Here is a 13,800-nt window from a genome sequence, read left to right as displayed (position 1 = left end):
CTCCTTTTATTTATTTACAATAGATTCATACATTGCTTGAAGACCTAATATAAATATAGCAAGTCCTCCGATAAAATCAATGAAATCAGCATATTGAGAAGCAACTGTAGCACCTACAGTTCCAACAATTAACCAAATAATTACACAAATAATACTTAAAATACTTAATTTTAAAATATTTGCTCCAGCAACTACCCCTTGTGAAGACAATACTAAGTTTTCAATATTACCGAAAATCAATAAACCTATAAAAGGTACAAATTCTTCCAACATTCAAATCACCCTATATTCCATGTATATTTTTTTCATTTGAATAACATTCATGATAAAAAAAATATACACTAAAGAACTTTAAACCTAATTGTATATATAATTATGGTATAACATGAAAATTGATTTTTTTAATATATTTAAAAATAATCTAGAAAACTAAAAAAGCTTTAAAAATAAAATAGAATGTTTTAGATTTTGTTAACTAATAATCAATAATTCTAATCAAATACTGATAATATTAACAATTACATAATCAGTTAACTATAAAAAATATGAGAAAATGTGAAAACTAAAAATATAGCTAAAAGACCTTTTTACATGATTTAAAAGCAATTTTAATGTTTAAAAGAGCAAATTAATAAAAATATAACGCACATATATAATTTAACAAATTTAAACCGTGAAACTAAGCTAATAGTATAAATATAATTGAAAATAAACAAAAATGTTCAAAATTATAACATTATTCAATTATATAAAGTAAAATTAAATAAAAACTAAACAAAATCTAAATTAATTTCGAAAATAATTCATTCCATTTATTTACAACATCATCGAGAGAATAATTTTCCAATACATCATCCAATGCATTTTTACAGATAAATTGCCTTAAATTCACATCTGAAATTAGTTTTTCAATATTTAAAATCCATTGAGTCTCATCTTTAGCTAATAAACCATTTACTCCATTTTTAATAACTGAATTATAAACTGGCATGTCACTATACACTCCAGGAATTCCCAGAACAGATAATTCAATGTATTTCAATTCACTTTTCCCTAAATTAAATTTTGAATTTTCTAAAGGAACTAATGCAATATCCCAATTAGCTACTTTTGAAAGCCATGGCATAAATACTTCAAAGCTCATATTATTTGGAGGAAGCTCAATAGATTCATACCAATCTTCAGACACATTATCTTCTGCATTAAATCCACCAATTACTTCAAAATCAAAGTCATATTTTTCTTTAAGATTTAAAATAACATCTTTAATTAAAAATAAATCTTTAGAATGAGTTAATGTCCCATAATAACCTAATTTTAATTTACCTTCATGTTTAATATCTTTTTTAACATCGAATACCGTGTTTACATAATAATTATGAATTATTTCAGTTTTATTTGAATCAAATTTAGAAGCTAAATTAGGTGTTGTAACAGTTATAACATCTGCACCATCAATAAAATTAGTTATTTGGTTTCTAACCCTATCTACATATTCAAAAGAAGGACTATTCTTTTCAACACCCAATAAATCATCATCAGTTTCATATATGATTTTAATACCGTGTTTTTTGCATCTAGCAAGTAATAAATCCAAAAATGGTAAAATCCTTTGAACAACAACTATATCAAATAATCTGGATCTTAAGATATTATCTATATTCATCATAACGTAACTATCCATACCATACATGAAAAATGTGTATTTATCAGATTTACTTAATTGGTTAAATGGAGCATGAAGTCTGATATATGGACAAGGAGCTAAATTTTCAAAAGAATCATTTGTAAAAACTCCAACCCTAATTTTATCTGTTTTAATAGGATTTTCTAGTTGAATATATGGAATTAACGTTCTTTTATCAGTTATATATGAATTATCTTTAACTTCTTCAATTAATTTGTTATTTTGACCTTGATAATATTGTTTAAAGAGAGGCATTTCAAGTGTATTTATATAATTATTATCAAAAACATTAATTTGATTATTTTTAAAAAATCCATTTAACACATAATCAAAAACAGGATTATCAACATTATATTGCCTTTTATAGAAATCTAAATTAAATACTTCAGTTATATATGATTGTTGAATATTTAATTCATCTTTAACACCATAATATAAATAATGTAAATTAACATCCATATCCTGAGTTTTACAGTCCTCATGAACAGCTAAATACTTATCTTTATCAATTAAATCTAATTTTTTAATCCTTAAATAAATTTTTTTATATAATGAAATCTTATTTGGGCTTGTTTTTGATTTCATAGCTATATAAGCTAAAGGATTCTTTTTAATTAATCTAGATAAATTCATAATATATTATATAATACATTAACATAAAAATAAATTTATGTCTTATAAAGTCACAGTTATTATTCCAACTTACAACAGTACAGAATTCTTGGATTCAACAATAGCATCTATTATGAATCAAAGTATTGGATTTGAAAATATAGAGCTGATTATTGTTGATGATTACTCTACTGACAATACTCCAGAGCTAATAGATAGCTATTGTGAAAAATATGATAATATAAAAACATATGAATCTGGTAAAAAAACAGGGACTCCTGGAAGAGCTAGAAATATTGGAATAGCTAATTCTACAGCAGAATATATAATGTTTATTGATCATGATGACAATTATTTACCGGAAAGTGTTGAAAAATTATATAATGCAATTACTAAAAATTCATGTGATGTGGCTATTGGTAAATTCCAAACATTTGGAGAACAAAGAATAGTTCCAGAAGATTGGATTACACAAGATGTTACCTTAAATTCAATAGATGAAAATTTACGCTTTTTTTCAATAAATAATATTTGGAGAATGATATTTCCAAAAGAATTCCTTAGTAAACATGATATAACATTTCCAGAAGGAGTTTTTGCTGAAGATTTAACATTTATGATTGATGCTTTTATAAATGCTTCAAAAATAGTTTTTATAAATGATATTGTTTATAATTTCAGATTAAGAACTGGTGATGATAGTTCAACTAGTTTATCTAAAGGAATGCATTATTTAAATGGATTGATTGAAGGATATAATAATACTGTAGACGTACTTAAGAAGAATAATGGATGCAAATATTATGACACTATTTTTAACCAGCATTTAAGTTGCTGGATTAGTGATGTGGCTTTAAGTGAAACAATTGAATTTGAAGATAAAAAAGAGTTAGTAAACAAATCTTTAAAGTTATTTGATAACATGAAGGATGTTAATCCAACACCACAGAATAATGCAATTAAAAGTATAATAAAACAGATAAAAGAAAGAAATTTAGAAGAAGCATACAGTCTTATGGGAGATTATCAACTATTTAGAAATAGAATTCATCAATTAGAAATTGAATTATCTAATAAAACTCAACAAGTAGCTAGATTGCAAACTACTAAAGGCTGGTTTAAATATAAAACTAAAAATATAAAACAAAGATTAAAAAAAGAGATTTGAGTTTTTTTAAAAAATTATAAATTTTTAAAAATCTCATCCCACTGTTTTGCACGGGATTTTAGATTATAATTTTCTAAAATATCATTTCGTGCATTATTTAACATACCATTTCTAAGTTTTGGATCATTAATCAATATAGATAACTTATCAACCCATTCATCTTCATTATTAGCTAAAAATCCAGTTACTCCATCTTCAATAACATCCTTATATATGTCAACATCACTAGCTATAACAGGAACTCCTAAAGCTGTAAATTCAATATACTTTAATTCACTTTTACATTTATTAAATTCTGTGTTGACTAAAGGTATTATTCCAATATCCCAATCTGCTTTAGAATATATCCATTTCATAAATGTAGCCATTGACATTGGATAATAAGGCATTTTTTTAACATTAAACCAATCTATATTTTCATCAAAAGATGCTCCTATAACTTCCAGATTAACTTGAATACCTTTTTTAGAGAAAATATCTTTTAATCTTAGAATAACATTATGAATTAGTTCCAAATCATCATTATGAGTCATTGTTCCAAAATAACCAATTTTAACATGATTATTGTCATTGTATGAAAATGGTTTTAATGGCAATACATTATCCAAGTAATAATTTCTAATAATTTCCACATCACAAACATCTAATTTATCAAAACGGTTTTTAAGTTCAGGAGTACTTACAACTATTTTATCAGCAGCCCCCACCAATTTCTTAATTTTTGACAAATTACCTAATATATAATTAAATGAAGGATTAGATGGATTGATATCTAAAAAATCATCATCAGTTTCATATATCAATTTAATTCCACGCTGTTTAGCTTTTTTAGCTATATCTGTAGAATATGGATTTACTCTTTGAATTACAATAACATCAAAGATTTTTGATTTGATTATTTGATTTACATCAATTAAAGGTAATATTTCCTGACCATAAATAAAGAAATGATAATCCTCACTTTCACTTAACTGTTTAAATAATGAATGAATCCTTATAAATGGACATGCATTCATATTATCAAAATTATCCTCTAAAAATACCCCTACTTTAATTGTATCTGTTTTAAATTCATGATTTGTATGAATATAATCAATTAAAGTTTTGGAATCTGAGATATATCTTTCATTAGCTAATTTTTCCTTTATTCTGTTTGTAACAAAAGTATCCAATTGTTCATGTAAGTTTCCATGTAAAAATTCCACGAAATGAGGATAATTTCTATTAATATCTAATTTATTATCAAAACCTTGAGTTATATAATGAATAAGAGGATCTATATCTGAAGAAAGATTATTTGAACTGATATAATAATATAAATCAAATATTGGGCCAATATATTTTATTTTATCATCAATAATGTCTGTTTTTGAACCTTCTTCTATAAAATGTAAAATTGCATCCCTAGCATTAGGATGAAGTTTTATATATGCAGATTCATCAAAAATACCAAAATGTTTAATTGTATCATAAATATGTATATTGTCTTCAGCATGTTTATGTTTAGCAAATTCAATTAACGGATTATTTTTAACTTTTCTAGCTACATTACCTGCGATTCTTAATGGTTTTGTGAGTTTTAAAGAATTGGAATTTAAAAAAGTATTGTATTCATTATGTAAATATCCAACTCTACCTGCAGTATCTATTCTATAACCTGCCATTCCTTTTACATCATTGATTAAAAGATACATTTCTTCTTTTGAAAGTTCAATTGTATCTCCAAGATCCATATTTTCAACTTGAGCACCTATTTTAGCTCTTAAATTATCACTGGTTATAGGCATAGACAATACTACTTTATGATGATAGTTTCCTCCTTGTTTAGCCCAGTATTCATTATCCCAGTAATAAATTAAACTAACAGAAGGATGGAAATCATTTTTCCAGGCAACATATGCAAAACTAAGTTGATCCTGATTTGTAAAACGGATATTTTCTTCCCACCAGTCTTCCATAACTTTGATAACATCTGAATCATTATGTTTTCTAAAAATAGCTCCCATAACTCCTAATCCATATTTTTTTGGAAAACCCTGACTTTTATAATAATTAATCTGCTCTTCCATTACAGCACGAGGATATCTTGGAATTATTTTAGAAGCCTCATATTCTTCATAAACACAATCTCTTTCAGTGTGAACTACACAGAGCATTGGAGATGATGCTTTAATATTTTTATAAATGTATTCTCTAATACTTCCTTTTATCTTAAATGTTCCATCTAACCAAAAACTGTACTTATAATCTTTTAAATATTTATGAGGAAGTAATTTGTATTGTTTAGCTTTTCTATTATTATCCAATGTAGTTTCATCCATCTGAATAATATCCCATATGTCAGATTCCAGATTAGGATTATCTGTAAAACAGATGTAATCACAGTTTTCATCAATGAATTCTGGTTCCTTTAAAGTATCATAATCCCCAGTGAAAGCTGTATAAATAGCTATTTTATTGTTTTTAATATCTTCAATTGTTTCAGTTGCATCTTTTGTTGAATGATTAAATAAATCCCTGTTAATATGGTCTTTTGCAACTTCCTGATATGTTTCATAAATTTCCTCATAACCCATAATATCACAAATACTTTTCCTTAATTTTATCTAAAAGATTAAATTCAAAGTCTTCTTCATTTAAAACTATATCATAATTATTATTTTCTTCATTAGCTACCAATACCTTTATTAAATTAAGTCTTGAGCTTATTTTTTCAATATCATATTCTTTTTTAGTAGATATTAAAATATCACAGTCTTCACCAATATCTAAATTATTTATGTTTGAAATTAATTTAACATTATATCCTTCATTATTTAATTTGGAAACAACATTTTTTACTAATTCATTGTTTTCACTTATAATACTGACATCTAATTTTTTATTTGTAAAGAAGTTATTTGATTCAAGTTTATCTTTTAAAATCTCTTTAAAAATAAAATCGCCCCATTTTTCAACAAAATACATTATATTTTGATAATTAAGTTGATTTTTCTCATCATCATTTTCTTTTCTAGTTGCAGACTCATGATGGAATAATAATGCTGCTGGAGCATAAATTGTCCTATAACCTGCTTTATATAATTTAAATGCAAAGTCAATATCCTCATAACCATAAATATAATTTTCATCCAATCCATCTAATTGGAAATAAACTTCTTTTGGAATCAGTAAACAGGCTGCAGTATTGGAAATTACTTCTTTTTGATGATTTAACTCATTAGAAAAAAGCATTGTTGAATACATATTTTCATGATAAGGACCATAAATATAAGGAGTCATTTCTTCTCTAAATTTTACTCCTGCATGTTGAATTGAAAATGATTTTCCCTGATTAACCATGTCTTCATAGTATGGGAAAATTAATTTAGCTCCAACAGAACCTACATTATCATTATTTAACATGATTCCAACCATTTCATTAAGCCAACCATGAGTAGGTTCTATATCATTATTTAACAAAAGAAGATAACGTCCATTAGCTATTTTAGCAGCATCATTATTTCCTTTTGAAAAGCTTACATTTTCCTTATTTTCAATAACAGTAATTGGTAAATCCAGAGAGTATAAATATTCAACAGATTTATCACATGAAGCATTATCAACTACAATAATTTCATAGTTAGAATAATTTGTTTTTTTGTCAAAATCTGTAAACAACCTTTGTAAATGCCCTAATCCATTTCTGTTTAAAATTATAATAGAAACTAATGGTTCTTCATTAAAGTTATAATTAGCTAAAAATAATGAATTAGTATCTATTATTTTTTTCTTACGTGCGATAAAAGGATTTTCTTCTAAAGTAAAACCTTCATGACCATTATCAATATAATGAATCAATGGATTTAAATTATTTTGTTTAATTTCAGGATATTCTTCAAGATATCTTTTTAAATTAAATTGAGCACTTGGATTTTTATCTTCTTTATATCCATAAAATAAATAGTGAACTAAAGGATCCATTCCAGATTTAGCAATATGCGGATAAGCTTTAAGATAATAATTTTTATCAAATAATCCAGACTTCATTATCTTATCATAGCTTTCCAAATATTTTTTTGCTTTAACTGGATTAAATTTAGATTTAATTAAAAATTTTGAATATGAAATATCAGACATTAAAAATACTCCTTCTATCTAAAAAAGCCAAATTTCCTTTTCTTAGGTTTTACTTGTAAGTTATTTATAATATTATCTTTTTGTCTAAATAAATTAGCGATATCATTATTATTTAAAATTTCCAAATCAAAATTAATTTGAATACTTGAAATATTACTAAAATCAGCATCTAGAACATAACAGGGATCAAGATTAGTAAATAATTGATAATCTTCCTCAATTGAATTATCACAGTTGGAACTGACAATAGGCAGATTGTTAGTTACACTACATTTAATAAAACTACCTTCCAATGGGTCAAAACGTAACTGACAGATATTATTAAAGTTTTCTAAGTTAAATGTTAATTTATTTTTTCTTAATGGAGTGTAAGTAATTTCTACCTTGTCTTCTTCATTAAATCCTCTTCCAACATCAACATACAAACTAGCCTTTGAATTAACCTTATTTAGCCTATTGAAATATTTATATTTAGCTAAAAAAGTATTGGAATCATAATTTGTTAACTCTAAAATATCTTCTTCATAACTAAGTTTATCTGGAAACAGCTTTTTAAATCTGTTAATATCATCTGATGTAAATGGAATAATTGATGATTTAAGTTTATCCACCATTTTAACTTCCTGCGGAATTGTCCAGTCATAATAATATATCCAAAATAGAATATCATAAATAAAGTTAATATTTAGTAACTTAATATAATCTAAAAAATCAGGATATTCCTCTTTTAAATCAAAAATTTCTTTTATTGAATTTGAAAGATGAATAGAACTATCAACACTAATGTTTTCAGTAGTAGAATCAAAATTTTTTCTATAATAATAAATAGAATCTTTTGATAAAAATATCCGTTTAGCATTGATTAAAGATAAAACAGCTACAATATTATCTTCATAAAATCCTTTTGAGAATTTCAGATACTTAAATAAACTTTTATGATAAATTTTATTCCATGGTGCAGTTGATAAAAATAGCTTCGGATAATCTTTAATATTTTCTATTAACTTATTTTCCTCAGTATTTTGTTGATGAATATTAATAGGTTCAACATAATCACTTCCAGTGTATGTTTCCCAATTATAAATCAGTAAATCCACATCAAATTCATCTATTTTAGCTAAACCATCTGCATATGCATTTTCAGATATAAAATCATCTGCATCCAAATATGTCACATAATCTGAAGTAACTTCACTTAAAGCTAGATTTCTACTTTCTCCAGGCCCCAAATTAGTTTCATTATTTATTACTTTAAAAGAAGTATATTTTTCCGTGTATTCCTTGATTATATCTAAAGTATTATCTGATGAATTATCATTAACAATTATAACTTCAATATTGTTTATTCCCAAAGTTTGATTAACTAATGAATCTAGAGATTCCCTAATATATTTCTCAGCATTGAAGACAGGGACAATAACACTTAATTTATAACTCATAATTTCACAATTTTCTTAAATTTATTTTTAATAGAAGTATTAGCTAATTGTTCTTTCAAACTGTCGTTTTCCTGTGTTAAAACTTGGTTTTGCTGTTGTAAGTGATTAATTACTCCTTCATAATGATTAGCTAAAAATTCATAATATCCTTTTTTATAGTTTAATTCAAATTCAACACCATTATTTGAAACATCTATTGCATTATAAAATACTCTATCATCAAAATGCCATGTAGCTAAATGGTCTTTATTAATCTGGTTTAAAGCAAAAAATTCATAGTTTTCTTTTATTTCTCTAAGATATTGGTTTCTAAAGCTTTCATTTAGTCTTAAATAAACAAATTTCAGATTTATAACAATGAAAAGTATGAATTCATCCTTAAGTTCATCATAGATTTTATCTTCTTTCAGAAAGTTTTCAATGGAAGTTAAAATTTTAAATATATCAAATGATTTTTCACTACCCGTCGTACAAATTGAATCACTTCTTATTCTATAATTATAAATTGGAGTTCTTATAATTGAAACCTTGTTTAGTTTAAAAAAGATTTTATAAAAGAAATAAGCATCTTCATAATTAAGTCCTTCTGGAAATTTAACAGCCAGTTTTTTTAGTGTTTCAACTTTGTATAATTTAATAGATTCATGGGGAATTCTAAATACTATTTCCGGGATATTTTTATAATTAAAATTCTTATTATCTATTGATGAATCAAACATGTTTAATTTTGTAAAGTCATTTTCATTATATTTTCCAGTTTCTTGATTGTAATATCTATATGGGAAAATTATCATTTCAGAATCCAGATTACTTACTTGATTATATAATAATTCCAATGCATTTTCTTCTATCCAATCATCAGAATCTAAGAATAATAAATAGTTACCTTTAATATAATTCATTCCTGTGTTTCTTGCTCCACTTAATCCTTTATTTTGTTGAGAAATTATTCTAAATCTATCATCCTTACTTGCATATTCTTCTAAAATATTAAGTGAAGAATCAGTAGAACCATCATTTACACAAATTACTTCAAAATCATCAAATGTTTGATTGATTAAGCTATCCAAACACTGTTTAAGGTATTTTTCCACATTATAAACTGGTAGAACTACTGAAATTTGAGGCAAAATTACACCTTTTATTTAAGATACATTTTTTTATAATATTCCTGATATTCTCCACTTTTAACTTGATCCATCCAATCAAGATTATCCAAATACCATTGAATTGTCTCTTTAATACCAGTTTCAAAAGTGTATTTTGGTTCCCATCCAAGATTTTCTCTTATTTTAGTTGAATCAATAGCATAACGCCTATCATGCCCTAACCTATCATCAACAAATTCAATTAATGATTCATCTTTACCTAAAGCTTCCAATATTAATTTTACAATCTGGATATTTTGTCTTTCATTATGACCACCAATATTATAAACTTCACCAAGTTTTCCATCATGTAAAACTAAATCTATTGCACTACAATGATCATATACATGTAACCAGTCACGTATATTTTTACCATCACCATATATTGGTAATTTTTTATCTTCCAATGCATTGGAAATCATTAAAGGAATTAATTTTTCTGGAAATTGATAAGGACCATAATTATTAGAACAACGAGTTATATTAACTGGCAAATCAAAAGTTTCATAATATGCTCTTACAACTAAATCAGCACTAGCTTTTGAAGCAGAATAAGGACTATTAGGTTGTAATGGAGTAGTTTCTGTGAAATAACCTGTTTCACCAAGTGTACCATAAACTTCATCAGTGGATATTTGAACATACTTTTCTACACCATATTCTTTAACTGCATTAAGTAATACCTGTGTTCCTAAAACATTGGACTTAATAAATATCTCCGGATCACTAATACTTCTATCTACATGACTTTCAGCTGCAAAATTAATAACATAGTCTGATTTTTTAACTAAATCATCGACAATATCTTTATCTCTGATATCTCCTTTAACAAAAGTGTAATTATCTTTATCTTCAATGTCTTTTAAATTTTCAAGATTTCCACAGTATGTTAAAGCATCTAAATTAGTGAATTCATAATCAGGATATTTATCAATCATATACTTTACAAAATTACTTCCAATAAACCCTGCTCCACCAGTAATTAATATTTTTGTCATAATACACACCTAATACTTAATTTGTGATTCCCTTAATGTTTTCCATTGTTTATCCTTATCAGATAAAGTAATTTCATCAATTCCATCTAATGGCCATTCAATAACTATATCAGGATCATTCCACATGATTCCACCTTCATCTTCCCCATGATAGAATTCTGTGCATTTATATACAAATTCAGCTTCATCAGATAATACTACAAAACCATGTGCAAATTTAGGAGGAATATATAATTGTTTTTTATTTTCGGCAGATAATATCTCACCATGCCATTTTCCATAAGTAGGAGAATCTGCTCTAAGATCCACCCCAACATCGAATACTTCTCCTTTAATAACTCTAACTAATTTTCCCTGAGGATATTTTAATTGTAAATGAAGTCCCCTAAGAACTCCTTTAAATGATTGTGACTGATTATCCTGTACAAAAGTTAAATCATAACCTGCTTTTTTAAAATCATTTTCATTATATGTTTCCATGAAATACCCACGATTATCTCCATAAACTGCAGGTTCAACTACAAACATTCCTTCAATATCAGTTTTTGTAAATTTAAAATTTCCCATATTAATCATCTTTAACTAAATTAAATAAATATTTACCATAATCTGTTTTTTTAAGTTCATCAGCTGTTTTTAAAAGTTCTTCTTTAGTAATGTAACCTTTATTATAAGCTATCTCTTCAAGACATGCAATATAAAGACCTTGTCTTTTTTGTATTGTTTCAATGAAATTAGAAGCTTCTAAAAGACCATCGTGAGTTCCAGTATCTAACCAAGCCATTCCTCTTCCAAGAAGTTCAACTTTAAGTTTTCCACGATTAAGATATTCTTCATTAACTGAAGTAATTTCAAGTTCACCTCTTTGAGAAGGTTCAACATTCTTAGCTATTTCAACTACCTCATTATCATAGAAATAAAGTCCAGGCACCACATAATTAGATTTAGGTTTTTCAGGTTTTTCTTCAACTGAAAGTACATTCCAATTTTCATCAAATTCAACTACTCCAAAAGCTTCTGGATTATTTGTATAATATCCAAATATTACAGCTCCTTCCTCTAATTTAGTAGCTCTTTCTAAAATTTCAGTAAACCTGTGACCATGGAAAATATTATCTCCTAAAATTAAAGCAACATCATCATCACCAATAAACTCCTCACCAACAATAAATGCTTCTGCAAGTCCGTTAGGTTTTTCCTGAACTTCATAACTAAAATTAATTCCTAAACTACTACCATCACCTAAAAGTTCCTTAAACATAGGTAAATCTCTAGGAGTGGATATTATTAGAATATCTTTGATTCCTGCAAGCATTAAGACTGAAATAGGATAATAAATCATTGGTTTATCATACAAAGGTACTAACTGTTTAGATATTGCTTTTGTGATTGGATACAAACGAGTTCCAGATCCCCCAGCAAGTACAATTCCTTTCATAAAAATCCCTTTAATAAATTTTATAATGAATTAAATTATATTTTTTCTAATTAATTAAAATACCTATTAAAAATAAAATTGAGATTATAAATAAAAGAAGTATAAAAAAAAGAAAAAAGTACCTAATTATAAATAAAAAAGTAACCTCAACGTCAACGGAGTATTTTACACAAGAACAACCAACGAAGAAGAAATAGCTAAATTAAACATTAATTTAATGTCCGGTGAATATATTATCACATCAATCTGGAACAACTTCCAAACAGGAAACACAATAAAAATAGAATAAAGAGAATTAAACTAATTCTCTTTTATTTTTTTAATATAATCTTTAATAGCTTGTTTATAACTTCTTAAAGGTTTAAAACCATTATCCACCCATTGTTTATTATTTAAAACTGAGTAGCTTGGTCTTGGAGCAGGTCTTGCAAATTCACTAGCTGTAACTGGAGTTACTTTTACATCTACATCTGCTATTTCAAATATATATTTTGCAAATTCACACCATGAACAGCTATCAGAATTAGTAATATGGTAAATTCCATAATAATCTGTTTTTATTAATTGTCCGATAGCTTCAGCTAAATCTAAAGTATATGTTGGGCTTCCTACTTCATCGTAAACTACAGTTAATTCATCATGAGTCTTAGCTAGTTCCAACATTGTTTTTGGGAAATTTCCACCGTTAACACCATACAACCATGCAGTACGAACAATGAAAAATTTATCAAGTATTTCCTGGATAGCCTGTTCTCCTTCAAGTTTACTTTTTCCATAAACACTTATTGGACCAATTTCATCATCTTCAACCCATGGAGTGTCATTTTTACCATTAAATACATAGTCTGTACTAACATGAAGTAATGGGCAATTAATTTCCTTACATCCTATAGCCAGATTTCTTACTCCTTCACCATTTACACCAAATGCCAATTCCTGATTTTCTTCACATCCATCTACATTAGTGTAAGCTGCAGAGTTTATAACTATATCCGGTTTAGTTTCTTTTATAAATTCAATTGTAGCATCCTTATTGGTAATATCTAATGTTTTAGATGTTGTAAGTATCAATTCATGTTCATCATTTAAAACATCTGTTAAATCATGTCCTAACATTCCATTAGATCCTGTAATTAAAACTTTCATATTTATCCTCATTCCTATTTAATAAAAACTAAGTATTATTTATAT

Annotated in this window: 11 protein-coding genes; 1 reads left to right on the top strand and 10 read right to left on the bottom strand. The window is 26.1% G+C overall.

What is annotated here, in order from left to right; all coding sequences use genetic code 11:
* Positions 1-6: 6 nt before the first annotated feature.
* Together Q0984_RS05085 and Q0984_RS05080 are read right to left on the bottom strand one after the other, a co-directional pair.
* Entirely contained in the window at positions 7-273 is a 267-nt protein-coding gene (locus Q0984_RS05085) for a hypothetical protein (RefSeq protein ID WP_299524544.1), read from the bottom strand.
* Between the two features lie 508 nt (positions 274-781).
* A complete protein-coding gene (locus tag Q0984_RS05080) occupies positions 782-2,320 on the bottom strand; it encodes a glycosyltransferase (protein ID WP_299524542.1) in 1,539 nt (512 codons plus the stop codon).
* A gap of 37 nt (positions 2,321-2,357) precedes the next feature.
* On the opposite strand from Q0984_RS05080, the gene Q0984_RS05075 reads away from it, so the two are divergent.
* Positions 2,358-3,467: a glycosyltransferase gene (locus tag Q0984_RS05075; protein ID WP_299524539.1), complete on the top strand. Its 1,110-nt coding sequence runs from the start codon at positions 2,358-2,360 to the stop codon at positions 3,465-3,467.
* Between the two features lie 14 nt (positions 3,468-3,481).
* Here Q0984_RS05075 and Q0984_RS05070 read toward each other — a convergent pair whose 3' ends face one another.
* The 8 genes from Q0984_RS05070 to rfbD form a co-directional block, all read right to left on the bottom strand.
* Complete coding sequence (locus tag Q0984_RS05070; protein WP_299524536.1) at positions 3,482-6,043, bottom strand: glycosyltransferase domain-containing protein; 2,562 nt, start codon at positions 6,041-6,043, stop codon at positions 3,482-3,484.
* Positions 6,044-6,047: 4 nt separating this feature from the next.
* Positions 6,048-7,586 (bottom strand): glycosyltransferase family 2 protein, encoded by a 1,539-nt coding sequence (locus Q0984_RS05065; protein ID WP_299524533.1) that lies wholly within the window; start codon positions 7,584-7,586, stop codon positions 6,048-6,050.
* Between the two features lie 14 nt (positions 7,587-7,600).
* The gene (locus Q0984_RS05060) at positions 7,601-9,025 is read right to left on the bottom strand and encodes a glycosyltransferase family 2 protein (protein ID WP_299524530.1); all 1,425 of its coding nucleotides are present in this window, start codon (positions 9,023-9,025) and stop codon (positions 7,601-7,603) included.
* Positions 9,022-10,155, bottom strand: a complete 1,134-nt coding sequence (locus tag Q0984_RS05055) for a glycosyltransferase family 2 protein (RefSeq protein WP_299524526.1) — start codon at positions 10,153-10,155, stop codon at positions 9,022-9,024. Before Q0984_RS05055 ends, Q0984_RS05060 begins: the two co-directional genes overlap by 4 nt.
* An 11-nt stretch (positions 10,156-10,166) precedes the next feature.
* Positions 10,167-11,171: a dTDP-glucose 4,6-dehydratase gene (gene rfbB / locus Q0984_RS05050; RefSeq protein ID WP_299524523.1), complete on the bottom strand. Its 1,005-nt coding sequence runs from the start codon at positions 11,169-11,171 to the stop codon at positions 10,167-10,169.
* A gap of 9 nt (positions 11,172-11,180) precedes the next feature.
* On the bottom strand, positions 11,181-11,738 hold the full coding sequence (rfbC, locus tag Q0984_RS05045) for a dTDP-4-dehydrorhamnose 3,5-epimerase (protein ID WP_299524520.1): 558 nt from the start codon (positions 11,736-11,738) through the stop codon (positions 11,181-11,183).
* Position 11,739: 1 nt separating this feature from the next.
* Positions 11,740-12,609 carry a glucose-1-phosphate thymidylyltransferase RfbA gene (gene rfbA / locus Q0984_RS05040; RefSeq protein ID WP_299524518.1) on the bottom strand — a complete coding sequence of 290 codons (870 nt, stop codon included), beginning with the start codon at positions 12,607-12,609 and terminating at the stop codon, positions 11,740-11,742.
* 300 nt (positions 12,610-12,909) lie between these two features.
* Complete coding sequence (gene rfbD, locus Q0984_RS05035) at positions 12,910-13,755, bottom strand: dTDP-4-dehydrorhamnose reductase (RefSeq protein ID WP_299524515.1); 846 nt, start codon at positions 13,753-13,755, stop codon at positions 12,910-12,912.
* Between the last annotated feature and the right edge of the window lie 45 nt (positions 13,756-13,800).

Source organism: uncultured Methanobrevibacter sp., from assembly GCF_934746965.1.
Classification (GTDB): domain Archaea; phylum Methanobacteriota; class Methanobacteria; order Methanobacteriales; family Methanobacteriaceae; genus Methanocatella.
The sequence above is the reverse complement of the archived record's forward strand: the minus strand, read 5'-3'. Positions and strand labels throughout refer to the sequence as shown.

What these genes read in the sequence shown, in the direction of transcription:
- Q0984_RS05085 (WP_299524544.1), bottom strand. Translation starts at nt 273, where the DNA reads ATGTTGGAAGAATTTGTACCTTTTATAGGTTTATTGATTTTCGGTAAT.
- Q0984_RS05080 (WP_299524542.1), bottom strand. Translation starts at nt 2,320, where the DNA reads ATGAATTTATCTAGATTAATTAAAAAGAATCCTTTAGCTTATATAGCT.
- Q0984_RS05075 (WP_299524539.1), top strand. Translation starts at nt 2,358, where the DNA reads ATGTCTTATAAAGTCACAGTTATTATTCCAACTTACAACAGTACAGAA.
- Q0984_RS05070 (WP_299524536.1), bottom strand. Translation starts at nt 6,043, where the DNA reads ATGGGTTATGAGGAAATTTATGAAACATATCAGGAAGTTGCAAAAGAC.
- Q0984_RS05065 (WP_299524533.1), bottom strand. Translation starts at nt 7,586, where the DNA reads ATGTCTGATATTTCATATTCAAAATTTTTAATTAAATCTAAATTTAAT.
- Q0984_RS05060 (WP_299524530.1), bottom strand. Translation starts at nt 9,025, where the DNA reads ATGAGTTATAAATTAAGTGTTATTGTCCCTGTCTTCAATGCTGAGAAA.
- rfbB (WP_299524523.1), bottom strand. Translation starts at nt 11,171, where the DNA reads ATGACAAAAATATTAATTACTGGTGGAGCAGGGTTTATTGGAAGTAAT.
- rfbC (WP_299524520.1), bottom strand. Translation starts at nt 11,738, where the DNA reads ATGGGAAATTTTAAATTTACAAAAACTGATATTGAAGGAATGTTTGTA.
- rfbA (WP_299524518.1), bottom strand. Translation starts at nt 12,609, where the DNA reads ATGAAAGGAATTGTACTTGCTGGGGGATCTGGAACTCGTTTGTATCCA.
- rfbD (WP_299524515.1), bottom strand. Translation starts at nt 13,755, where the DNA reads ATGAAAGTTTTAATTACAGGATCTAATGGAATGTTAGGACATGATTTA.